This window comes from Lancefieldella sp. Marseille-Q7238, from assembly GCF_949152215.1.
In the GTDB taxonomy this organism is placed as follows: Bacteria; Actinomycetota; Coriobacteriia; order Coriobacteriales; family Atopobiaceae; genus Lancefieldella.
The window spans coordinates 1,083,241-1,106,583 of sequence record NZ_OX424407.1 but is presented as its reverse complement, the minus strand read 5'-3'; the positions used below and the strand labels follow the sequence as shown (position 1 = coordinate 1,106,583).

Here is a 23,343-nt window from a genome sequence, read left to right as displayed (position 1 = left end):
CCTCTCGTTAGTCTTCCATTACACGCAGAAATGCGTCATCCGAAAGCGCATCCTCAGCGAAACCCACTGAGGAACATGACATTCATTCAGAAGAGAAACATCTGCTTGCATAAAAATTTTGATGGTTACGCGCACATACGTCAAGAAAAGAATTTTTGATACAGGTCAGTTCTACTGGCGTTTCTCATTATTTTTGTTGAGGTTACCTCGAATAAGTCCCGCAACTGTTGGGATCACGGACACCAGCACAATCCCGATAATCAGTAGCTCAAAATGTTGCTGTACGACAGGAATGCCACCAAAAAAGTACCCAAGCAAGACAAACAACGTTGACCACGTAATTCCGCCGAGAATATTGAAGATGACGAAATTGCGCCAGTGCATGCCGCCCATGCCGGCAATAAACGGGATAAAGGTGCGGATAAACGGAAAGAAACGTCCCAAAAAAATGGCCAGATGTCCCCATTTATCCAAAAAGGCTTCGCTCTTCTCCATGCGCTCAGGAGTCATTGCCTTCACCCGACCCGATGCCACAATGCGCCGGCCAAAAAAATGACCGATCATGAAGTTGCACTGATCGCCCAGAATCGCGGCGGTCCAGGTAATGCCTATCAGAACAAAGATTGAAAACCCGCCGTTATGCGCAAAGAACCCCGAAGCAAAGAGTAGTGAGTCGCCCGGCAAAAAGGGAAAGAATACCACGCCTGTCTCGATGAAAATGATGAGAAACACAAAGCCATACGCGGTAAAAGGTCCCGCAGCGATAGCCGTAGCGATAGCAGAGCGCGGATCCCGAAGTAGTGAGATAATCGCGTCAATAAATCCCATGTCATCCAATCGTTGCAGGTATACCGCACGCCTTACGGATAGCGAGAAGGCCCCGCGTACGCAGGCTTTCAATGCAAAAAGCGCGCTTAGCAGGCACGGATGCCCGTAAGGGACCCCTTATGGCTGCTGCCTCCCGGCCCTGACCAGGTTCGAGGTGTTACGTCACCCGTACCCGCTAAACGCGCTGTAGATACTCTACCCTATTCAGCAAGCTTGTGCATGGCAAACTGCAAATTCAAGGTTTCCTCTTTTGAGAGGCTTCATGCTACCTGTGCCTTACTAAACTTAAGCACATATCCTACTCGGGAGTATTTTTATCCCCATCCACTTCCTGCTGGAGAGCGTCAATGATTTTCTGCACGTTAGCTTTTCCATGTGAAATTCCAATATGCAGAAGAGCTGCACATGGAACAGCCACAACCAATAAGAGAATACCGACGACTAGCTGGACAGTACCTCCGTCAGCATAGACACTCCAATAGATGAGCAGAGCTCCAATAGCCACGACAGAATAGGCAAGCCTTCTATAAACAGCCAGCGTCCCAAGTGCTTTGGATTGCATCCGCGCTTCAACCACTAAAGGGTTGTCCTCATGAGAGTGAGACAAGGCTCCCACGTGTTTTTCTTTTGACTTACCCATAAACCCTCTCAAACGTCAAAACGGCATCGCCGAGAAGCCCCAGCGATACCGTTTTAGAACACTCACTGTCTCTACTCAAAAGACATACTACAAGAACAACGTGACGTATCTCTAGTACTAGTAGGACAGCCCCGGATTAAAGACGCCAACCAGAACACCCACAAGAGCTACTACCACAAGAATAAGCATGACAAGAGTAGGATTGATTTTCTTCTTGGTCATCAGCCACCAGCAAAGGTACACGAACAGAAGATTCAGAGCCTTCGGGAAGATTCCATCAAGCGTAGCTTGAATATCAACACCTGCAATGTTCAGCGATGTTGTTACATTAATCCAAGTAGCTGCAACAGAGCCAATTACCATGGTACCAATCATAACAATAGAGCTACGGAGAGACTCTGACTCAGATCCCACAAGAGCTTCGACAGCTGAAGAGCCCAAGCTATATCCGCGGTTATAAGCGTACTTCATGCCAAAGTACATGATGAGATTCCAGGCCACAATGTAGAAAAGCGGACCGAGAACAGAACCTCCTGAAGCAAGACCAAGAGCAATACCCAAAAGAATAGGAATGAAAGTTCCTACAATAATGGAATCGCCAAGACCGGCCAGAGGACCCATAAGACCAGCACGAAGACCGTTGATTGTCTCGTCATCAATTGACTCACCATTAGCGCGAGCTTCCTCAAGAGAAGCAGTCAGGCCAACGACCATGGTGCCAATCTGTGGCTCCGTGTTAAAGAACGTAGTATAGGTAGAGAGTGCCTCAACCTTGTCTTCATCTTTCTCATAAAGATCTTCGACAACAGGAAGCATGGATGCAAGATATCCAAACGTCTGCATGTGCTCCTGAGAGAAGCAGGTAAGATTGCCATAAATCCAATTGCGGAACGACTTCTTACGCGCCACAACAGAAAGAGTCTTTTTAGCCATAATTAAATGTCCTCCTCTTCTTCATCAGTGCTCGCAGATGCCGTACCGGCAAGAGCAGGACGAGCATGTTTCGCTTGCTGCAGCTGATAATTAATAACCGCGAAGAAGCAAGCGATAACTGCAGAAATAATCAGGTTCAATCCCAAAGCACCGGCAAGAACAAAACCAAATACAAAGGTCAACCAATCAAGGGGTTTAGTAATCACCTGCTTGCAAAGGATTGCAACACCCACGGTGGGAAGAAGAGTACCAACCGTAAAGAGGGTCATCATTGGAATTCCGTTCATAGGCAGATATTCCTTCATAAGACCAACCATATTTTCGCCTTGCATGCAAATTATGAATGTTGGCAAGAAGGAAAAGAGGATATGCGAAATCCAAGGTAATATGAAATCAACGGCAGGAATCGTTTTCTTAATGTGCGACCAGTCTTTGGTTTCCATTGCACGCCAACCGATGCCCTGCCATACCAAATTCATCGTTGCAGTTCCATAGAATAAAACCGTACCAAGCGTACCGACTGCAGCACCAATAGAGGCGGCCAGAGCAGCAGCCTCAGTAGAGTTTGCATCAAGACCATTCGCTTTAATGGCAAGAACCGCAAGAGGAATGCCGATATAGGAAACAGCTCGGACGTCAGCAGAAACAGTTCCTCCTGGAGTTACGAGTGCAATGTAAACAACTTGAATTGCAGCTCCCACAATAATACCGGTCTTTAGGTCTCCCAGGATAAGGCCGACAAAAAGACCAGCCACCAGAGGACGACCGAGTGTATAATTGCCGACCGTAGTTCCGCCCATGCCCGGCAATGACGCCAAACATGCAAACAAGCCAAGAAGGGCGGCCTGGAAAGCATTAATTGCCATGATTAAAATCACCTTCCAAAAGCTTACTTAACATCAAACTTGTCACGGAATTTAGGCCAATCACCAATGTGCTTCTCTTTTAGAAGTTGGAACCTTACTACATAGCCAGCCTTTGTAAGGTCCTCAAACGCTTGCCCTTCTTCCTGTGTAAATGACTGATTATTGCCTAATTTTATTGTTCCTGGACGATCGTTGCCAGGTCCAATGACAACTATATCGATACCTGGCTTGAAGCCATAATTAACAAGGATTTTTTCATATCAATGGGATTTTTGGTAATTAGGAAATAACGAGAAGCACTCGCAAGCACCTTCTCAGCATTCTCTTTAAAATGGTCAAATGTCCAGACAAATACTTTCTTATCTGGTGCTGCGGACTTGTATGCAGCCTTTAAAACAGGATTCGTCGCAGCTGCATCATTAACAGCAATGATGCCGTCGCACGGATATTCTAGCGCCCACCGTGTCACAGTTTGACCATGAATCATACGGTCATCTACACGAACAAATGAAATCATGTTTGCCTCCTCTCAAACAGATCTAACAAGCATAGGCATGCGCGAAAAAATACCAATACCTTACAGATCCTCCTCCTCTTCTTCCTCCTCATCAAGCTTAAGAAGAATCTGGTTAACACCATCCCTACCTTCGTTAAGAAGGGCTTGCACAAGAGCGTCTCCTTCAAGGCCATCATCAATTGCCATAAGGGCGGCGATTGCCATGGGGAGATTCGCGCCGCTAAATGCGGTTGTATTAGAAAGAACGCCCTTCTCGGTAAGGATGTTCAAGGTATTGGTAAGTGGAGAACCGCCAATAATATCTCCAAGAAGTATGACTTCATCATGTGCGGTGATAGGAGCAAGAACCTGCTTGAGACCATCCACAAATGCGTCAGCTCCGGTACCATCCTCCATACTGTAGCTTAAAACATCATTACGTGGACCCATCAGCATATTTAGAACACTGTGCAATCCGGGAGCAAAGGTGCCATGACTTACGAGGATGAGATATTTCATTATACTTCCCCTTAAATTCTTTCAATAAATACAGAATCTATCTTATTTGCATATCTATTCTTGTACTACTTTTCCTTTATGTCTAGAGCTAAATCTTAGAATTGTGCTCGTCCATATAGTATGAAAATTTCTATTTCTCGTGCTGCACACACTTAATAGGCCAGAGCTTTAATTGAGGATGGCCCATACAAAACGTATAGGCCATATTAAAGTATGTGATCATTCGAGCCAAATCAGCGGCGGTGCGCCCGGTAGTATGCGATAAGCGCCTTGGTGGACGCGTCCTGCGCCTCAAGAGCGCCATCATCATAGAATGCCGGGGTGATTTGCTTTGCCAACTGCTTACCAAGCTCAACGCCCCACTGATCAAAGGAATTGATACCCCACACGACGCCCTCAACAAAGGTAATGTGTTCATAGAGGGCGATAAGCTCGCCGAGAGAGCGCGGCGTCAGCTGATTGCCAAAGATTGACGTGGTAGGACGGTTGCCCGCAAACACGCGCGCCGCAACCATCCATTCCGGCGTGCCTTCCGCGCGGACTTCATCGGCCGTCTTGCCAAACGCGAGCGCCTTGGTCTGCGCAAGGAAGTTGCCGAGGAAAAGCTCGTGAACATCCTGAACACCGTCTTTCGTGGGATTATGCGTATTGGCAAACGCGATGAAATCACAGGGGATAAGACGGGTGCCCTGATGAATCAGCTGATAGAAGGCGTGCTGTCCGTTGGTGCCCGCCTCGCCCCAGAAAATCTCACCGGTCTTGGTTGTAACAGGCGAGCCATCCCAGCGTGTAGATTTACCGTTAGACTCCATTGTCAGCTGCTGAAGATAGGCAGGGAACCGGTGCAGATATTGGTCGTATGGAAGCACCGCGTGTGAAGCTGCGCCGAAGAAATTGACATACCAGACATTGAGCAGGCCCATCAGCGCCACAATGTTTTGCTCAAGCGGTGTATTCTTAAAGTAGTTATCCACAAAGTGGAAACCACCCAGGAACTCTTCAAAGCGCTCAGGGCCATACGCCAGAGCAATCGTTAATCCGACCGCGGAATCGACCGAATAACGGCCGCCGACCCAATTCCAAAAGCCAAACGTATTTTCAGGATCGATTCCAAAATCCTGGACTTTATCCAAAGCCGTTGAGACGGCCACAAAATGCTTGCGAATAGCTTCAGCATCCTGCTGTTTTGAGCCATCGATGACGCCTGCATCGCGCAGAGCGCCCAAAAGCCAGGAACGCGCGCCGCGAGCGTTAGTCAGCGTTTCAAGTGTGGTAAACGTCTTGGAAACCACAATAAAGAGCGTGGTTTCCGGATCAAGAGAACGCGTCTTCTCGGCCAAATCAGAAGGATCAATGTTGGATACAAAGCGCGCTGTCAAACCGGCGTCCGCATATGGCCTAAGCGCCTCATACACCATCACCGGACCAAGGTCAGAGCCACCGATACCGATGCTGACGATAGTTTTGATTGCTTTGCCGCTCACGCCCTTCCACGCTCCGGAGCGTACGCGATTGCAGAAAGCGTACATCTTGTCGAGTGTGCTGCGAACGTCAGCAACCGTATCCTGGCCATCCACCACAAAGGTGCCAATCTGGGAAGCCGGCCGACGCAGTGCGGTGTGCAGTACCGCGCGATCCTCTGTTGTATTGATATGACTGCCACTGTACATATCCGCGCGGCGCTCTTCAAGCTTCACTTCACGCGCGAGATTACACAGGAGCTCAAGGGTCTTCTCGTCAATAAGGTTCTTGGAAAGGTCAATCTGAAATTCATCCAGCATAAACGTCAGGCGAGAAGTGCGATCGGGGTCTTGGGCAAACCATGAGCGCAAATCTATGCCAGCCTCAGTGAGCTTGGTATAGCGTGCCTGGAGAGCAGCCCACGCTTCAGTCTTAGTTGGGTCAACAGGTTTGTTTGCAGGAGCTGTCGGTGCAGTCATGAGGTCTCCTATCATTTGCGTACAGTTTAAGGATAGACCGCATGGACGTCTGAAGCTAGCACAATCAGCTTGATTGATAAAATTCGCGGGGCACCGTGTGCGCAATGCCAAAACTCAGTATGGTTCTCCAAGCGGAGGGAGCTGTTTCAGATAAGCCCAGCGAAGCTGCTTTTGATGACTATCCCCCAGCGCGCCGGCAAAGTTGTCAAGATTTAAAAACCTCATGCCGGCAACCTCTACCACAATGCCTGCTTCTAGAAAGGCGGCTTGCGCCGTTGCCTGTTTCGAAAGCTCAAGCGCATAGGCGTTACGGATAGCGTCAAGGGCCTCATTATCGCAAATCAACACCGTTGCCGGGTCAAGCGCGGTCAGGGCTTCTCTCAGAAGCGCGGGAGCCAGCGGAGTTCCGTCCGCACCAACCGTAAGCAGCGCCGACCAATCTTCCGGAGCGTAACCAAGGTGTTCAAGCGACGCATGAAGTGCACGCCCGTCTTCGTATGAAAAAGCGGCGGTGGCCATATTGCCAGCGCCGGCAGCTACATCTTCCGTGTCAAATACGCCTTTGACGAGCGTAACGGACGAGAACGCGTTACCGGCCATCAGTACACCAGCATCGGAGAGAGCCGACAGCTCAGCTGTCGTCTTAGCCAGATACACTTCTTTGCGCGCAGCTCTCTTTGTCGGCACGAACTCTCCTTCTACGAGCGTGAAATCTATCCCTTTGATTTCCCTACTATGCACGCTTTTTGCATTTCGAGCAACTCCCATGTATGACGCTGCTCATTTTGGGGATAAAGCCACTAACGACACTATGCGAGGCTTGAACGCCACGCTCAATAGGAGGTTATATCATGGCACAGCAACTCACCGCCGCAGAGTTTGACTCTGTCCTTGCGTCCGCCGACAAGCCTGTCCTTGTGGATTTTTGGGCATCATGGTGCGGTCCCTGCCGCGCGCTCGGCCCCATCGTCGAGCAGGTTGGCGAAGAGATGTCCGACAAGCTTTCCGTCTATAAGGTCAATGTTGACGATGAGCCGGATCTTGCCACCCGTTTCCGCATCGTTTCCATCCCAACGCTCATCCTGTTCAAGAACGGCGAGCCCATTCACACGATGATTGGAAACCTTCCCAAATCCGACTTGGTTTCTGAGCTTAACGCAAATCTATAAGCTATTCCTGTAAGCCTTTTGCCGGTTCCCGATGCCTGTGTGCTTCCGCGTCCGGCAGTTGGTAAAATGGAGTTACCGCGGCGGCACGTCATTGCGGCGTGTCGCCACTTTTTAGCGAGGAGTACCCGTGGCAGACATGAAAGACAAGCGCTCGGTCAGACAAACAGAGGTTTTTGAAGACGATAGCCTTCCAGACAGCACTTCTGAGCTCGTCATTTCAGATGCCGAGAAGACCGGACAGCTGAAAGGCGTTCGCCGCCGCATAGTTATGGCCAAACTCCGGGCAAGCATTTCGGTAGGTATTCTCGTAGCCGCCGCTGCAATCTTTGTCTTTCTGCTCATCGATGTAACTGCCGGAGACGTTATTGGTCTTGACCGTTTTGCCTACCGTCTCTTCGTCATCCATCTGCGTACTACGTGGCTCACGGGCATCATGGAAGGATTTTCGGGCCTTGCAAGTCCCGTGACCGTTGTCGTTATGCTCATTGTCGTCGCGGCGTTTGCTCCGGGACCTAACGTTGGTCGTCTCGCCTGTATCAACCTTGTAAGCGCGCTTGCCGTAGACCTGATATTCAAAGCTATCGTGCAGCGCCCGCGCCCGGACGGCTTTCGCCTGGTCGCTGAAACAGGATATAGCTTTCCTTCGGGCCATTCCATGTTTTCTATGGCGTTCTACGGCTTTCTTATCTGGCTGGTATGGCACTACGAGAAGGACAATCTGCAAAGGTGGCTCTTCTGTCTTTCTTTTGCCTTCATCATTATCATGATTGGCATCAGCCGCATCTATCTCGGCGTGCACTACGCCTCCGACGTCCTCGGCGGCTATTCCCTTGCACTGGTATGGCTGGTGCTCTTTACAAAGCTCATGGTCCCCGCGCTCATACGAAAACCGCACGACAAAGACGCCACGCCTCAACGACTTCAGTGACAGGCGACGTTAGTGACGGCCAAATAAACGCGAGGCAAGTTCCCCAAATCCTGATTGATTGTTCAGCTGAATGATTTCCGCCTGCACGACTTTTTTGGCGGTATCGTCAACAATAACGCGCCCCATCGTCGGACCGCCTCCGCCACGCGGAAATGAAGGGCTCCCGGGATTCATGACAAGCGCATGGGTCCACTCGTCCTTCTCGATAAATGGCCGATGCGTGTGGCCGCAAACAGCAATGTCACACTTGGTCAAATCAAGACGCTCTCGATAGTGGCAGATTTCCCATTTGAGGCCGCTCTCGAGGAAAAACACCTTCTTGCGCACCATGGGGCCATAATCATAGGCGAAATCATTATTGCCCAGGCACATGCGCACAGGCGCAATCTCCTGAAGCTTCTTATAATCTTCCAGCGACGTCATGTCGCCAGCGTGCACAATGTAATCAGCGCCCTGGAGCTCGTCAAGCAGCTCAGGCGATAAATACCCATGCGTATCGGAAATAACATCATATCGTACGAACGCCATATATATTCTTTCTGCCAGTTCTGGCATAGTGTAGCGGTTGCAGCCTATTGTGCAAAGAGCTTTCCTCGCGTTTAAAGGCCAAGCGCACGTTTGAGAGCTACCACACGACGGCGCGAAACCGAAATGTGTTTGTCCTCAAACCCCTGAATCGTGAGCTGAAGAATACCAGCTGAGATGACTTCCACATCTTCAACATACTCTAAATTCACAATATAACTACGATGAATGCGGAAAAATCCGTGCGCCGCAAGTCTGTCCTCCAGTTTTTGGAGCGAAATCGTCGAAAGGAACCGGTCGTTTTCCGTATAAATGCAGGAGTAGTCGTCCTTTGCCTCAATAAAGCGTATCTGGTCAATGGGCACGAGGACCTTACTGCCGCTCTTAATGACGGGAATGCGCTCAACGCTTGGTGGCGGAACCTGCGGTTTAAGGCGTTCAGCAACCTTTTCCAACGCCTGACTCAGCCGATCCGTCTCAACCGGCTTCATAAGATAGTCGACCGCATTGACGCCAAAAGCGTCTAGGGCGTATTCGCTATACGCCGTAACAAATACAATCTGCGGAGGATTTTTCAGTTTGTGAAGAGCTTCGGCAAGTTGCATGCCGTTGGTCTTGGGCATAGAGATGTCCAGGAACATGACATCAACGCGGGTTTCCATGAGCTTCTCGACAGCCTCCCGTGCACTTGTCGCCTCGACTATCATGTCAATAGAGCCAGACTCTTCGAGTAAAAACCTAAGCTCTGACCGGGCCGGAGCTTCGTCATCAACAATCATCGCACGCATATAAACCCCCTATCGCCGCGTGAAAGACGCGGCGTCTTACTGTGCAAACAGCCCGCTCTGCCGTGCGGCATCAGCAAGCTTAAGCGTCACGCAGGTACCTTTTCCCGGTTTGGAGAGAATTTCCACACCGGATCCCGCGCCGTAGAAACGCTCGACCCGTTCCGAAACGTTTTTGAGCGCGATGCCAGTTCCCTTTGATTCTTCCGGAACATGGTCGGCATCATCAACTGCAAGCAGATTTTGAACTTGCTTTTCTTCCATACCCAAACCATCATCGGCTACGGCTATAAGAATATCATTCCCGTCTCGCGCGACATGTACATCAATATGGAGAGGCCCCTCATCGCGCATAGCATGCCGAACGGCATTCTCAACAATGGGCTGCACCAAAAAGGACGGAACAAAAATTTCCTCGCATCCGGCCTCTACATGCTCGCTTTCAAGAATGCGGTCCTCGCCAAAGCGGGCCTTCTCAATCGTCAGATAGCTGCGGATCTGCGTCAGTTCCTGCGACAGAGAAATAAGAGCATCGGCGGTGCTCTCCAGAGTGCGGCGATACAGCGCTGAAAATTCGCGGAGCAACTTGCGAGCTTTATCGGGGTCGGTTCGCGTCAAAGACGCAATGGTATTGAGCGTATTAAAGAGGAAGTGAGGGTTGATTTGAGCCTGCAGCGCCTTAACTTCCGCGCGGGCTGTCAGCTCAGCCTGACGGTCAAGCTCGTATGAGGAAAGTTGCGTAGAAAGCAGCTGTCCCAGACCTTCCGCAATGGCAAGCTGGGTTCGGTCAATCTCAATGCCCCGGCGGTAATAAAGCTTGATAGTGCCCACAGCCTGATCCTGCACCAAAAGCGGCACAATGATGCCAAACGTGCTGCCGCGAGAAGCACTTTTGCGCTTCAGAACCTGCTGTCGGCTATCGACCGACACAAAGGTTTCCATGCGACGACTTTCAAGCACTTCAAGCGTGGGGCCGGCCACCTTCGCTCCGGGAAGGTGCGTTGTAGGAATGTCTCCCTCAAAACCGAGCACCCGTTCACGGTCGGTAAGGCCGATAGCGGCCGCGGATGTTTGGGGAAGCAATAACGAGCAGATAGTCGGTGCGCTTTCTGCAGTCAGGCCGCCGCGCAAATTCTTGAGCGTCTGTGATGCAACCTCAAGGGTTCTCTCAGTCGCCTGAGAACGGTTCACCTCCGGTGACGGCATAATAGTGCCGCTCACAATAACAAGCATAGCGAAGCCTCCACCGGCAGCAATGGCGGCTATTAGGTTATTTGATACAACCCCTATGGCGAGAAGAACCAAAAAGGCCAAGCAGACCAGAAGGAAGATGAGATTTTTCGTACGTTTGTTGTAGGTAGCAAAAGTCTTCATACTGCTGCTCAAAGACTCTGTGAATCTGCAAGAGATGCCGGCAGAGGCGTCTTTTTAAGCGCTTGAGCCAGCGGCAAGCCAAGGACGTACAGCACTACCGCCTCACCAAGGCCTGTTGTTACCAGACCAAAAAGGTACATATACGGATATGATCCGTCGAGGGCGATGTCTGTAAAGGGAATGGTATAAAAGCCCATACCTTGCAGAAGCAAGGGCAAATACGCGGGAACAATAAGCGCGTTTGCAAGCACCGGTCCCAAGACCGCCAAGGCCGGCGTCTTCCTCAATTTCCAGGTAAGATACGCGCCCACACCCGTTGCCAAAGAACCGAAAACAACATCCAGAAGACCCAGCGCTCCGGCACCCGAAAGCGCCATGTTAGCGAGGTTGGCAATCACACAGCCCAAAACCAGCCCTGGAACGGCTTCGGATGTAAAGAGCGCCAATACGCAGAGCGCCTCGGAAACGCGGAACTGAATCGGACCCCAGGCAAGGCTGCCTAAAAAAAGAATTGTAACTAACGTGAGCGCGGCGTATACGGCGGCAATCATACCAATGCGCGCGATACGACGTGTTCTTTCGATACCATCTTGCGATGGCTGACGTGCACTATATGACAAAATGCAGCCCCTTAACCTATGCTGACATGCAGGTGTTTATTGAAACAATATCTATAGTAACCGCTAAACGCATCGACGGCAAACGCAATACTTTTATATCAACAGTTTAGTAGTGAAGGTGCATCCCAGGATATACCATCTCGCGGCGATGTTTCTCATAAGCTGCAACGGCTTCCTCTTCAAAAGCCAGCGGCGTTTCCTGCTCCCCCATAGCGTCCAGAAACCATCGCATGAGATAGGGATTCAGCGGAAGCAGAGGACCAATAATCCACGTTGCAATGCAGTTGCCCCGGCGAAATCCTTCGAGCTTGCTTTTCTTGTTGATACCAAATCCGGTTGAATTCTTAATGAAGTACGAGGAGGAGTTGTCGCCTTCAGTAAGCGTGAACTGCATCTTAAAACCTACAACGTCAAAGTCCTTCTCGCCATTGCCCGGACTAAAAGAGCCAACCTGCACGTCATGAAAACGGCGCGGCATATAGCGCGTGGTCGTATACGCGAAAAGACCCAGGCCTTCGATACGCGACCCGTCCGGATTGATAATGGCTTGCCCTAAAAGATCCGCCACGTTTCCCGAGAAGATCATGGGAACACCCGCGTCAGCAAGCTCTGCCAGGCGATCTTTGTACGGCATGAGGCGTTCAAGCACAAATTCCTGCTGAGCCTCGGTCATGCCACCCAACAAGATACCGGAAGGAGTATGGTCAACAAAGTAAGGCTTGTCGCCATGCATGGTGTGAACGATGCTCTCCTTGGGAAGGCAGGCTTCTGCATAGAGGTAGTTGCCATTGTCGCCGCCCTGATTTCCATACTCCGGGTACAGAATTTCGACTTTTGTTTCAGGCTTACTCATGGGCGGCCTCCATGTCCTTTAAGCGTTCAAGAATTCGCTGGCGGCTGACATCAGCAATGCCACCGTTGTAGAGCCCATGCGCGTAAAACACATGCTGCACGGCGGCCAAATCAATACAATCGGCAGTTTCTTCAGGCGTAGACGCCACAAAGGTTTTCTTGGGATCGATGCCCGCAAAACGCAGCCGAACCAAAAGGTCAAGGGAGGTGTCGCCATACAGAACTACCTGTTTGACACTGGGGTCATTGAGCACCTCAAAGTCAGTCTGATAATACCAGCCGATATATTCCGTCTGGTCTTTCGCCTTTGCCATATAGGCGTCAGCAATCATGATGACGATAGCTTTGTCGCCCGGTTGACGGCGCAGGATATCCAGCGTAACCGAAGTAGCGGTGTCATTCTCGCCCTTAGATGCCATGCTGATAAGACGATGACCGTTGTAGTCAATCTCGTTGTAGCGTGATTCCGCGATGTTGATGTCGCTCTCAAGCGAGCGGGCAATCTGCTCGGGCGTCAGACCCATTTCACGGGCCGTCACGACGCAGGTCAGCATGTTGTAGAGATTCACGATGGAGTAGCTGTTGAGCCTGTAGGTATAGGCCGGCGCTCCAGGAGCGTTGTTCTCGCGCACGACAAAGGTATGGTCGGTCTTGTTGACCGAGACAACCTCATAATCAGGATGCGGGTTCGTAAAACCGCATTCCTCACAGGTCGCTTTACCAAGGTGGCGAAGGTGAGCGTAGTCCCACCGCAGCTTTCCGCCGCAGATGGGACATGCCGTCAAGTCGCTGACGATTCCCATAGGCTCCGGCGTGTCTTCGTCCAGATGCGCAATCGAGAAGTACGTACGGTGTTCACACTGAGGCGCCAGACGGCAGGAAATCATATCGTCGGCGTTGAGAATGAGATGCGTATCGGCGGGAATACCCTTGCTCATCACGTCAAAAACGAAGTCGGGAGTGGCGCTGCGTGAAAACGTATCACGAAAGAGGTTGGTAACCGCGAGAATATCGGGCTGGAAGAAAGGAAAGATGCGAGGACCGGAGAGCTCATCAAACTCCATCACCGCCAGCTTGTTCTTAACCTTGCCTCCAAAGGTGGTATTGCGCGCAAAGGAGCTTGCAAAACCGCTTGAGATGTTTCCTCCCACGCGATTGGTCACCGTATGGTAGCCGTTGTCAGCCAACAGGTCATTGAGCAGATTGTTGGTGGTGGTTTTTCCGTTGGTGCCCGAGATGAACACAATCTGATCCGGCTTCGCGATGTCACCTAAAAATGCCGGGTCGATAGCCTCGGCAATGGCGCCGGGCAAGGTTCCTCCCGCATGTCCCGTAAGATCGAGCGCCCCAATGGTCGCTTTCGCTGCAAGGAAGGCAAGTGGAAAGAATCTACTTCGTATGTTGGTCACGATTACTCTCTCTCCATACTGTTCACAGAAATACACATTTTAGCATGTAATGGACGGAGCTTTGGACTCCATGGGGTTTCTCGCCACCTCTGTCACAAAAACGTCCCTTACCTGTTTCGTAAGGGACGTAAGAGTCACAATAGAGTTGCGGCATTGCACGAGGCACTTGAAGCACTATCGGCCACGCCGGTACCCGCTGTTTACATGCTGATACGCGTACCTGAAAGGCCCGCCATCGCCTCGGCTGCCTTTTCAAGCGAACCGATAATGCATACGCGGCCCGGACGGGACTTCGCAAACTTGATGGCTGCGCGAATCTTTGGCTCCATGGAACCCTTGCCAAACTGACCCTCGGCAAGATAGGCCTCAGCATCTTCGCACGTCAGGGTCTCAAGGTCTTTTTGATCCGGCTTGCCAAAATTGATGGCTACATGATCGACAGCAGTGAGAAGAACCAGAGTATCGGCCTGGCAATCTTCCGCCAGCAGCTCGCCGCCCATATCCTTGTCGATGACGGCGGCAATGCCCTTATACGCTCCCTTGTCGGTGTAATCCCTCACAACAGGAATTCCACCGCCGCCGCAAGCGATGACGATGAACTCGTTGTCCAAAAGATTCAGAATGCTCTCGTACTCAACAATCTTCTTCGGTTCCGGCGACGCGACAACGCGACGATACCCTCTGCCCGAATCCTCCATAAAGCTCATCTCAGGATGCAGCTTCTTCTCTTCTTCCATCTGCTCTTTAGACATGAACTGTCCGATAGGCTTGGAGGGATGCTCAAAGGCGGAATCTTCGGGGTCTACCTCAATCTGCGTCACGACAGAGGCAACGTGCCACCTCTTGTAGGCCTTATGCATGGACGCGCCGATTGCCTGCTGAAGGTGGTATCCGATGTAGCCCTGGGACATGGCGCCGCATTCCGGAAGGTCAATCTTCGGAATGGAAGTGTCCTCGTCATGCGCGAGGGCAAACGCCTTTTGAATCATGCCTACCTGCGGGCCATTGCCGTGGGTAATGATGATTTCATTGCCTTGTTCGATGACCTTAAGAAGCGTGGGCGCGGCCTCCCGTACCCGCTTGATCTGCTCCTCGGGAGTATCTCCCAAAGCGTTTCCACCAAGAGCAATGACAACGCGGCTTGTCTTGTAAGACGAATCTTGCATAGTACCCTCCGTTAGTTAGTATGAACCTCCGTGGCTACTATACTTCAGAGCACTCCAACTGCCTAGAACATACAGGGTCAACGGTCTTTTTACGCCGCACACCTCTCGCGTGCGGACTTTCCGCACTATTGGAACGCGAGAAGAACCCGGAAGATGAGGCCTGAAACGGCAACCTCATATGAGCTACAGCTCCTCTTTTCAAGTAAGAAACACCGGGCCAGGAAATCTCTTCCTGACCCGGCCAAGCGGCGCGACATACCTCAAATCAAGCGTTGAGCGCCGCAGAAGAACCAAACGTGCGCCTAGTTCTTCTTCTCTTCTTCGCTGTCAGTCTCAGAAGCATAGAGCGCCTTGAGGCGAACAAGGTGATCATAGCGAGCCATTGCCGCGGCCTCGTTCTCCTTGAACAGCTTGTCAGCATTCTCGGGGAACTCGCGAGTCAGACGGCTATAGCGCGCCTCGTTCATAAGGAATTCCTGATAGCCGCCAGCAGGCGCCTTGGAATCAAGCGTGAACTTTTTGCCAACTGGCGCGGAAGGATTGAAGCGGTAAAGGTTCCAGTACCCCGTCTCCACGGCCTTCTTCATCTCTTCCTGAGCGTGAGCCATGCCGCCCTTGATGGAGTGCATCTCACACGGCGAGTAGCCAATGATGAGCGAAGGTCCGGGATAGGCCTCAGCCTCAGCAATTGCCTTCAGGGTTTGAGCAAGGTTAGCGCCCATAGAAACCTGCGCCACGTAAACGTAGCCGTACGTCATAGCAATTTCAGCGAGGTTCTTCTGCTTGACATCCTTGCCCGCCGCCGCAAATTGCGCGACCTGACCAAGACGGGACGCCTTGGAAGCCTGGCCGCCCGTGTTGGAGTACACCTCGGTGTCAAAAACGAACACATTGATGTCTTCGCCGGAAGCGAGAACATGATCAAGGCCACCAAAGCCGATGTCGTACGCCCAGCCATCGCCGCCGAAGATCCAGAAGGACTTCTTGGTGAGATAGCTCTTATTAGCGAGAAGTTCCGCAGCCTCAGGAGTGTTGGACGAGCCAAGCTCAGCTACGAGAGCCTCAGCGGCTTGCTTGCTCAACGCGGCATCGGAAACGGAATCGATCCACGCCTTGGCCGCATCCTTGAGCTCCTGACTTGCCTCGGAAGACTCGGAAAGCTTCTGGGCAACATCCAGCAGGTGCTTCTGCTCCGCCTGATGACCCAGCATAAGACCCATACCGTGCTCAGCGTTGTCCTCAAACAGGGAGTTATTCCATGCAGGACCATGACCGTTCGCATCGGTGGTAAAGGGCGAGCAGGACGCGGGATTACCCCAAATGGAAGAGCAACCGGTTGCATTGGAGATATACATGCGGTCACCGAACAGCTGCGTCACCAGACGGCCATAGCTGGTTTCCGCGCAACCTGCGCAGGAGCCGGAGAACTCAAGGAGCGGTTTTTTGAACTGCGAACCCTTGACGTTGTTTGCAACCAGCTCGGGCTTCTCGGCAACATGAGCCACGGAGTAGTCAAAAATCTCCTGCTTAGGCTGCTCTTCTTCAGCGGCAACCATAGTAAGGGCGTCAGCCGGGCAAATGTACACGCAATTGGAGCAGCCGGTGCAGTCAAATTGCGAAACAGCAATCTCGAACTTCATACCCTTGGCCTTGGGCCCAACGGCGTCCTTAAAGACAGCGGACGCGGGAGCCGCAGCGACCTCTTCATCGGTAAGAACGAAGGGACGAATAGCCGCGTGCGGGCAAACGTAGGCGCACTGGTTGCACTGAATGCACTTGGCGTCATTCCAACGAGGCACCATAACGGCGATACCGCGCTTCTCATACGCGGCCGCACCCAGCTCAAACTGGCCGTCCGCATGCTCCTTGAACACGGATACAGGCAGAGAATCGCCTTCCATGCGAGACACAGGATTCATAATCTCCTGTACCTGCTTGAGGAGAGCCGCACGTCCCTCAAGAGAGATGGGGTTAGGAGCGTCCTCGGCATTTGCCCAATCGGCAGGAATCTCGATCTTTTTGAATGCAGTTGCGCCAGCGTCGATAGCCTTGTGGTTCATATCGACAATGTTCTGGCCCTTCTTCAGATAGGAATGAGTCGCAGCGTCTTTCATATACTGCAGCGCGTCGGCCTCGGGGAGCACCTTTGCAAGCGCGAAGAAAGCGGACTGAAGAATGGTGTTGGTGCGCTTGCCCATACCAATCTCTTTAGCAAGGTCAATGGCGTTGATGAGATACACGCTGATGTTGTTCTTGACAACATAGCGCTTAGCCTCTGCCGGGAAGTGATGCGAGAATTCCTCGGCGTCCCACTGGCAGTTGACCAGGAAGGTTCCACCCGGCTTGACATCGCGCACCATCTTGAGGCCCTTGGTGATGTAGGCGGGATTATGGCATGCGACAAAGTCCGCCTTGGTAACGTAGTACGGAGAGCGAATTCTGTGGTCTCCAAAACGCAGGTGGCTGATGGTAATCCCGCCGGTCTTCTTGGAGTCATACTGGAAGTAGGCCTGGACATACTTATCAGTGTGATCGCCGATGATCTTGATGGAGTTCTTGTTGGCACCAACGGTGCCGTCGCCGCCGATACCCCAGAACTTGCATTCGATGGTACCTTCGGCCGCAGTATTAGGAGCGTCAGCATCCTCAGGCAGAGAAAGATTGGTGACATCGTCCACAATGCCAACTGTAAACTCGTGGCGAGGCTGATCCTTCTTGAGCTCCTCAAAAATCGCGAAGGCTGACGAAGGAGGCGTGTCCTTGGAGCCAAGACCGTAACGGCCGCCAACGACAGTGAGGTTGCTCTTGCCAGCCTCATACAGTGCGGAGACGACGTCTTCGTACAGAGGCTCGCCGACAGATCCGGGCTCTTTAGTACGATCCATAACGGCAACCTTCTTGACAGTCTCGGGGAGAACGTCAACAAAGTGTTTTACCGAGAACGGACGGTACAGGCGAACCTTCACCAGACCGACCTTCTCGCCATGAGCATTGAGGTAATCGATAACCTCTTCCAGAGTGTCGCAGAAAGAGCCCATGCAAATAACGACGCGGTCTGCGTCAGGAGCGCCGTAGTAGTTGAAGAGACCGTAATCGGTGCCGAGCTTAGCGTTGATCTTGTCCATGTAGTTCTCAACGACTGCCGGAAGCTCATCATAGACGGCGTTGCACGCCTCACGGTGCTGGAAGAAGATATCACCGTTCTCATGTGAGCCGCGGGCATGCGGATGCTCGGGGTTCAGAGAGTGGTCACGGAAGGCCTGAACGGCATCCATATCGCACATGTCTGCAAGGTCATCGTAGTCCCAAACGGCAACCTTTTGAATCTCATGCGAGGTGCGGAAGCCGTCAAAGAAGTTCAGGAACGGAACTTTGCCCTCAATCGCCGCAAGGTGAGCAACGGGAGCAAGATCCATAACTTCCTGGACATTACCCTCAGCAAGCATAGCGAAGCCGGTCTGGCGGCAGGCCATAACGTCCGAGTGATCGCCAAAAATGTTCAACGCGTGAGTGGCGACAGTACGCGCCGAAACGTGGAAAACGCCCGGCAGCTGCTCGCCGGCTATCTTGTACATGTTGGGCAGCATAAGCAGCAGGCCCTGTGAGGCCGTATATGTTGTCGTGAGGGCGCCCGCTCCAAGAGAACCGTGGACAGCGCCGGCCGCGCCGGCCTCAGACTGCATCTCAACGACTTTGACGGTAGAACCGAAGATGTTCTTGACACCTTGAGCAGACCATTGGTCGACATAATCGGCCATCGGGCTGGACGGGGTAATGGGATAGATTCCCGCTACCTCGGTAAACGCATACGACACATAAGCCGCTGCGTTGTTACCGTCCATGGACTTAAACTTTCTTGCCATATCCTCTCCTTGCCTTATCTGCAGCCGTACTAAGCTGCAGGCGACGTACGATGCGACACGATCCTCTACAAACTGACCCTGGGTAGCCGAAACGTCGCGCTTCTCCACGAAACGTCAGCGTGGGTTTGGCATGGCCGATAAGGGTCGCATACTTCTTCTTATTATTACTCAAATAAGTATCAAAATATATCAAAATTCCGCTGATGGTAATCCCTATTTTTTGGTAGGAATTACTACCAGCAAACATCTACCAGACCGCAGTACACTAGCCTGATACTATGCGCTTCTTCAATAAAATCCTTTACAGATTTGATATGTCAGCGCCGCTTGCTTTCATACAGTTTTTCCAAATCAGCCGCAAGCTCCGCGCCAATCTTTCCTTTCGCGTCAGCAGCCTGTACAACGCCATGCTCGTCAGAGACGAGAAAAACTTCATCAAAGCCCGTTGCGCCCGCCAGAACTTCTGCGGCCAGATTCTCCTGAAAGTCCATCCGATAGCCAAGCGTTGACGCGATGTCACACGCAAGCGACAGCGCCCCCGCCGAAGCAGCGGACACGTCCTTGCCTATGGTGAGAATTCCCTTGTCTGCGACCCAGAGTACCTCAGGAGCGCATCCTGTCTTTGCTGCTTCTCGCTGAGCCGCGCACGCGCGGGTAGCAAGAGCCAAAAGTGAGCTGTCTTCGAGCGGTTCATAGGGACCGACAGCCATGGCTGCCCTTCCTTGTTCATCAATAACCAGCAGCAAAACGCCATCGGGATCTTCAGCCGAGCCTTCTTGAAGAGTGCCTTCTATGTGCTGTTTTGCCCAAGCGATAAGATGCGGAGAGATCGCCTTGCCGTCAATGCGCCTCTTGCCAAGCGCATGCAAATGACGATTTTCAAGGGGAAGGGTCTTACCAGCAAGCCGCCAGCGGCAAATCACCGCCGGTGTTCCCGGCCTGTAGTTCTCTGCTGCCTGTGCTTCCTCTGTATCCATGCTGTACTACCGCCTAACCTTCTCGTTGTGCTTCTTGGCCGCCGCCTCATACCTCTAATGCCTGAAGTGACGCACTCCCGTGAATACCATGGCGATACCGTGCTCATCGCAGGCCTCAATGGACTCCTCGTCCCTGACTGAACCTCCCGGTTGAATGATAGCCGAAACCCCATGAGCGGCTAAAACATCAACCGTATCGCGGAATGGGAAAAACGCGTCGGACGCGGCGACAAGACCGGCAGCCGGAATTCCCATGCGCTCGCATGCTTTCTCGGCTCGCTCGCATGCCAAAAGCGCCGCGTCGACTCGGTTGGGCTGTCCGGGACCCATGCCCAGTCCCGCCCGGTTTTTCGCGACGAGAATCGCATTGGATTTGACGGTCTTTCCCACTTTCCACGCGAACATCAAATCGTCCATCTCTTCTTGCGTCGGCTGCCGCTTTGTCGAAACCGTAAAAGAGTTGACACTTTCATCCACATGGTCGAGATCTTGCACCAACATGCCGCCGTCAATGGTTCTCATTTCAAGCCCGCAGCTACGGTCGATGCCGCCGGTTTCCAATACTCGCAAATTTTTTCTCTTCGCAAGCCGCTTAAGCGCGTCCGCGGTATATCCCGGCGCGATAAGCACTTCAACAAACTGCTTGTTCACGTCAGCGATGTGCTCTACGAGCTCAAGAGGGACTTCTCGGTTGGCGGCGATAATACCTCCGAACGCCGAAACGGGATCGCAGGAAAATGCGCGGTCATACGCTTCAACAACGTTTTCCGCCGTTGCGGAACCGCAGGGATTTTGGTGCTTGAGGATAATAACCGCCGGCTCCTCGAATTCTCTGACAGCAGTCCACGCGGCATCGCTGTCCAGCAGATTGTTGTAAGAAAGTGGTTTTCCCTGCAGCTGTCTTGCGCGCGCAAGCGAGTGCTTGGGGGCATCTGCCGTTCGATAAAACGCTGCGGCCTGCTGGGGATTCTCGCCATACCGAAGCTCTTGCGCCTTAAACGCTTTCACCACAAGCGTATCCGGGAAGTCAGGGGCCGCGCTATCTTTCTCGCTGACCACGCCGGATAGATAGTCTGCGATTGCGCGGTCATACGATGCAGTAGTTGCAAAGACCTTGAGCGCAAGCCATTGACGAGTTTCAAGCGTTGTCGCTCCGCCATGCTGGCGCATCTCCGCAAGAATGGCCTCGTAATCAGCCGGATCGCTCACAACGGTCACAAAATCATTGTTTTTAGCGGCCGAACGAAGCATCGAGGGTCCGCCGATATCAATGTGTTCGATAGCCTCAGCGCGTGTCACGCCTGGTTTTGCCACTGTTTTTTCAAACTCATACAGGTTCACGCAGACCAAATCAATCATGTTGATGCCATGAGCCGCCGCGTCCTCTTTGTGCTTGTAGTTATCACGTCGACACAGTAAGCCTCCATGTACGCGCGGGTGAAGTGTTTTGATCCGGCCATCCATCATCTCGGGAAAGCCCGTATATGTTTCGATGGGTATCACTTTCACGCCGGCTTCTTCCAACGCACGAGCGGTACCTCCTGTCGATATCACTTCAACGCCAAATTCCGACTCCAACGCCCGAGCAAACTCAACGATTCCCGTTTTGTCCGTAACCGAAATCAACGCGCGTTTGATCTCGCCATCCGCCATAGCTTCTCCTTTGTATGAGCGTTACCGGCACTCTATTTGGCGGACACAGCCGCCTTCTCACAAAGCGTAGCGCATCGCGTACCTTTATGCAGCAGGCATGTGCTATCTTGAAACAACCTCATAACGTACAAGCGCTTGCTTATGAGAAATCGCTTGCGCCCTAGACCACAATGCCCGGAGGATACCATGCCGCGTACCCGCGCGCCAAAAACAAATGACCTTATCTGCCGTCCTTTTGAACCATCGGACTTTGACGCGGTATGCGACCTCATCGCCAAAGTTTGGCATACAGAAGGCTCCTCTGAAGAGGCATTCCTGTCCTCACGAAGTGACGCCTCCTACTACCTTTCCGTCTCGCAATACCTCTGCGTTGCTGAGAAGAACCACAAAATTGTCGGTCTTATTTTTGCCGGAAACGGCGAGAACAACCCTACGACTAAACCATGGCGCCTCATTAAAGTGTCTGCGCAACATCTTGCAGAAGCCCTCGAGGGCTCCCGATACTATGAGCTCAATTATCAATACATCAAAACCGAATCAAAGCTCATTAAAGCATTTCGCTGCTCCAATGACCCGCGTGCCGCTTGGGAGATTACTCTATTTTGCATCGATCCCCAAGAGCAGGGGCACGGCATAGGTGGGCTTCTCTTTTCAAAAGTTATCAACTTCTTCATATCTCAAAACGCCAGGGGCTTTTTTCTTGCAACTGACGATGGCTGTGACTTTTCTTTCTACGACTATAAAGGGCTTGAGCGCGTCTCGTCTGCTGAGGTTTTCCCCGCGGAGGACTACTCGGAAACAGCCTATCTCTATGCTTTAGATCTCTAACGCCATGGATACTGTAATCGGAAGATTTGCGCCCAGCCCCTCGGGACGCATGCACCTTGGCAACGCTTTTTCCGCCCTTATGGCCTGGGCAGCCGCACGGTCGGCGGGTGGAAAAATCATACTTCGCATTGAGGATCTTGACCCGCGCGCGCAAGACCCCCATAACGCATCACTTCTTATGGATGACCTCCACTGGCTCGGCCTTGATTGGGACGAGGGTCCGATTTTTCAAAGCCAGCGCCAGGAGATCTACCTTGATGCTCTTGCGCAGCTGCAGTCAAAGGATCTGCTGTATCCGTGCTTTTGTTCGCGAGCAGATCTCCACGCCGCAACTGCTCCCCATGCGTCCGACGGAACTTATGTCTATAAAGGCACCTGCAGAAACCTTTCTCAGAATGAAGTTGCACAGAGGCTTCTGGAAAAAGCTCCCGCGATGCGCCTGAAGGTTCCCGATGCACATGATCCGTCGAGCACCATCAGCTTCACCGATCTTGTGTATGGTTTTCAACAAGAAAACCTCTCCATTGACTGCGGTGATTTTTTGGTTCAGCGCAGCGACCATATCATTGCCTATCAACTTGCCGTCGTTGTTGACGATGCTCTTACCGGGGTAACTCAAGTAGTCCGAGGATCGGATTTGCTTCTTTCAACTCCGCGCCAGATTTATCTGCAGCGCCTTCTTGCATATCCTACACCGGCATATGCCCATATCCCTCTCCTAGTGAGCGCCGATGGACGACGTCTTTCAAAACGTGATAAAGACCTTGACCTCGGCACTTTGAGAGCCTGCGGGATACCTGCTGAGAGGATCATCGGATTGCTTGCCGCGGCAGCAGGTCTGGCCAATCCGCGCGAGCGGCTCTTTGCCGATGATGTTGCCGAACGTTTTGCATGGGAGCCGCTTCGAAAGCACCGCGCAAACGTGAATATACGCGACGCTTTTGCCTTTTAATCCGTGCTGCCGGTTGTAAC

The 23,343-nt window shown here is 52.1% G+C and carries 22 protein-coding genes and 1 other RNA gene; 4 read left to right on the top strand and 19 right to left on the bottom strand.

The features are described from left to right. Positions 1-171: 171 nt before the first annotated feature. The 9 genes from QM016_RS05025 to QM016_RS04980 form a co-directional block, all read right to left on the bottom strand. A complete protein-coding gene (locus QM016_RS05025) occupies positions 172-828 on the bottom strand; it encodes a VTT domain-containing protein (protein ID WP_016477613.1) in 657 nt (218 codons plus the stop codon). An 83-nt stretch (positions 829-911) separates the two neighbouring features. Beyond that, positions 912-1,007: signal recognition particle sRNA small type (ffs, locus tag QM016_RS05020), an RNA gene on the bottom strand. A gap of 119 nt (positions 1,008-1,126) precedes the next feature. Then, positions 1,127-1,468 (bottom strand): hypothetical protein, encoded by a 342-nt coding sequence (locus QM016_RS05015; RefSeq protein WP_282710551.1) that lies wholly within the window; start codon positions 1,466-1,468, stop codon positions 1,127-1,129. Positions 1,469-1,585: 117 nt separating this feature from the next. Next, the gene (locus QM016_RS05010; protein WP_282710549.1) at positions 1,586-2,401 is read right to left on the bottom strand and encodes a PTS system mannose/fructose/sorbose family transporter subunit IID; all 816 of its coding nucleotides are present in this window, start codon (positions 2,399-2,401) and stop codon (positions 1,586-1,588) included. A 2-nt stretch (positions 2,402-2,403) separates the two neighbouring features. Then, positions 2,404-3,267 carry a PTS sugar transporter subunit IIC gene (locus QM016_RS05005; protein ID WP_282710547.1) on the bottom strand — a complete coding sequence of 288 codons (864 nt, stop codon included), beginning with the start codon at positions 3,265-3,267 and terminating at the stop codon, positions 2,404-2,406. A 211-nt stretch (positions 3,268-3,478) separates the two neighbouring features. Continuing rightward, positions 3,479-3,784 (bottom strand): PTS sugar transporter subunit IIB, encoded by a 306-nt coding sequence (locus QM016_RS04995; RefSeq protein WP_282710545.1) that lies wholly within the window; start codon positions 3,782-3,784, stop codon positions 3,479-3,481. Between the two features lie 60 nt (positions 3,785-3,844). After that, entirely contained in the window at positions 3,845-4,282 is a 438-nt protein-coding gene (locus QM016_RS04990) for a PTS fructose transporter subunit IIA (RefSeq protein ID WP_282710543.1), read from the bottom strand. Between the two features lie 233 nt (positions 4,283-4,515). Continuing rightward, entirely contained in the window at positions 4,516-6,222 is a 1,707-nt protein-coding gene (gene pgi, locus QM016_RS04985; RefSeq protein ID WP_282710542.1) for a glucose-6-phosphate isomerase, read from the bottom strand. A gap of 114 nt (positions 6,223-6,336) precedes the next feature. Next, positions 6,337-6,909 (bottom strand): hypothetical protein, encoded by a 573-nt coding sequence (locus QM016_RS04980; RefSeq protein ID WP_282710541.1) that lies wholly within the window; start codon positions 6,907-6,909, stop codon positions 6,337-6,339. A gap of 164 nt (positions 6,910-7,073) precedes the next feature. Here QM016_RS04980 and trxA point away from each other — a divergent pair, with 164 nt between their 5' ends. Further along, the gene (trxA, locus tag QM016_RS04975) at positions 7,074-7,391 is read left to right on the top strand and encodes a thioredoxin (RefSeq protein WP_016477617.1); all 318 of its coding nucleotides are present in this window, start codon (positions 7,074-7,076) and stop codon (positions 7,389-7,391) included. 136 nt (positions 7,392-7,527) lie between these two features. Then, a complete protein-coding gene (locus tag QM016_RS04970; RefSeq protein WP_282711451.1) occupies positions 7,528-8,319 on the top strand; it encodes a phosphatase PAP2 family protein in 792 nt (263 codons plus the stop codon). A 9-nt stretch (positions 8,320-8,328) separates the two neighbouring features. Here the strand turns inward: QM016_RS04970 and QM016_RS04965 are convergent, their stop codons facing one another. The 10 genes from QM016_RS04965 to purH all read right to left on the bottom strand — a co-directional run bounded on the left by QM016_RS04965 (position 8,329) and on the right by purH (position 21,543). After that, on the bottom strand, positions 8,329-8,847 hold the full coding sequence (locus tag QM016_RS04965; protein WP_051113093.1) for a YfcE family phosphodiesterase: 519 nt from the start codon (positions 8,845-8,847) through the stop codon (positions 8,329-8,331). 71 nt (positions 8,848-8,918) lie between these two features. Beyond that, entirely contained in the window at positions 8,919-9,632 is a 714-nt protein-coding gene (locus QM016_RS04960) for a response regulator (protein WP_016477620.1), read from the bottom strand. Between the two features lie 36 nt (positions 9,633-9,668). Next, entirely contained in the window at positions 9,669-11,003 is a 1,335-nt protein-coding gene (locus tag QM016_RS04955) for a histidine kinase (protein ID WP_282710540.1), read from the bottom strand. 8 nt (positions 11,004-11,011) lie between these two features. After that, a complete protein-coding gene (locus QM016_RS04950) occupies positions 11,012-11,626 on the bottom strand; it encodes a QueT transporter family protein (RefSeq protein WP_282711450.1) in 615 nt (204 codons plus the stop codon). A 103-nt stretch (positions 11,627-11,729) separates the two neighbouring features. Then, on the bottom strand, positions 11,730-12,476 hold the full coding sequence (locus QM016_RS04945; RefSeq protein WP_282710539.1) for a glutamine amidotransferase: 747 nt from the start codon (positions 12,474-12,476) through the stop codon (positions 11,730-11,732). After that, on the bottom strand, positions 12,469-13,884 hold the full coding sequence (locus QM016_RS04940; protein WP_016477624.1) for a MurT ligase domain-containing protein: 1,416 nt from the start codon (positions 13,882-13,884) through the stop codon (positions 12,469-12,471). The genes QM016_RS04945 and QM016_RS04940 overlap by 8 nt, the downstream gene beginning before the upstream one ends. 200 nt (positions 13,885-14,084) lie before the next feature. Continuing rightward, positions 14,085-15,050: a carbamate kinase gene (arcC, locus tag QM016_RS04935; protein ID WP_016477625.1), complete on the bottom strand. Its 966-nt coding sequence runs from the start codon at positions 15,048-15,050 to the stop codon at positions 14,085-14,087. Positions 15,051-15,352: 302 nt separating this feature from the next. Then, a complete protein-coding gene (nifJ, locus tag QM016_RS04930) occupies positions 15,353-18,913 on the bottom strand; it encodes a pyruvate:ferredoxin (flavodoxin) oxidoreductase (protein ID WP_282710538.1) in 3,561 nt (1,186 codons plus the stop codon). A gap of 317 nt (positions 18,914-19,230) precedes the next feature. Beyond that, positions 19,231-19,890 carry a hypothetical protein gene (locus QM016_RS04925; RefSeq protein ID WP_282710537.1) on the bottom strand — a complete coding sequence of 220 codons (660 nt, stop codon included), beginning with the start codon at positions 19,888-19,890 and terminating at the stop codon, positions 19,231-19,233. A gap of 54 nt (positions 19,891-19,944) precedes the next feature. Continuing rightward, on the bottom strand, positions 19,945-21,543 hold the full coding sequence (gene purH / locus QM016_RS04920) for a bifunctional phosphoribosylaminoimidazolecarboxamide formyltransferase/IMP cyclohydrolase (protein ID WP_282710536.1): 1,599 nt from the start codon (positions 21,541-21,543) through the stop codon (positions 19,945-19,947). Positions 21,544-21,729: 186 nt separating this feature from the next. Here purH and QM016_RS04915 point away from each other — a divergent pair, with 186 nt between their 5' ends. Next, the gene (locus QM016_RS04915; RefSeq protein ID WP_282710535.1) at positions 21,730-22,371 is read left to right on the top strand and encodes a GNAT family N-acetyltransferase; all 642 of its coding nucleotides are present in this window, start codon (positions 21,730-21,732) and stop codon (positions 22,369-22,371) included. A 4-nt stretch (positions 22,372-22,375) separates the two neighbouring features. Beyond that, on the top strand, positions 22,376-23,323 hold the full coding sequence (gene gluQRS, locus QM016_RS04910) for a tRNA glutamyl-Q(34) synthetase GluQRS (protein ID WP_282710534.1): 948 nt from the start codon (positions 22,376-22,378) through the stop codon (positions 23,321-23,323). Positions 23,324-23,343 lie beyond the last annotated feature (20 nt).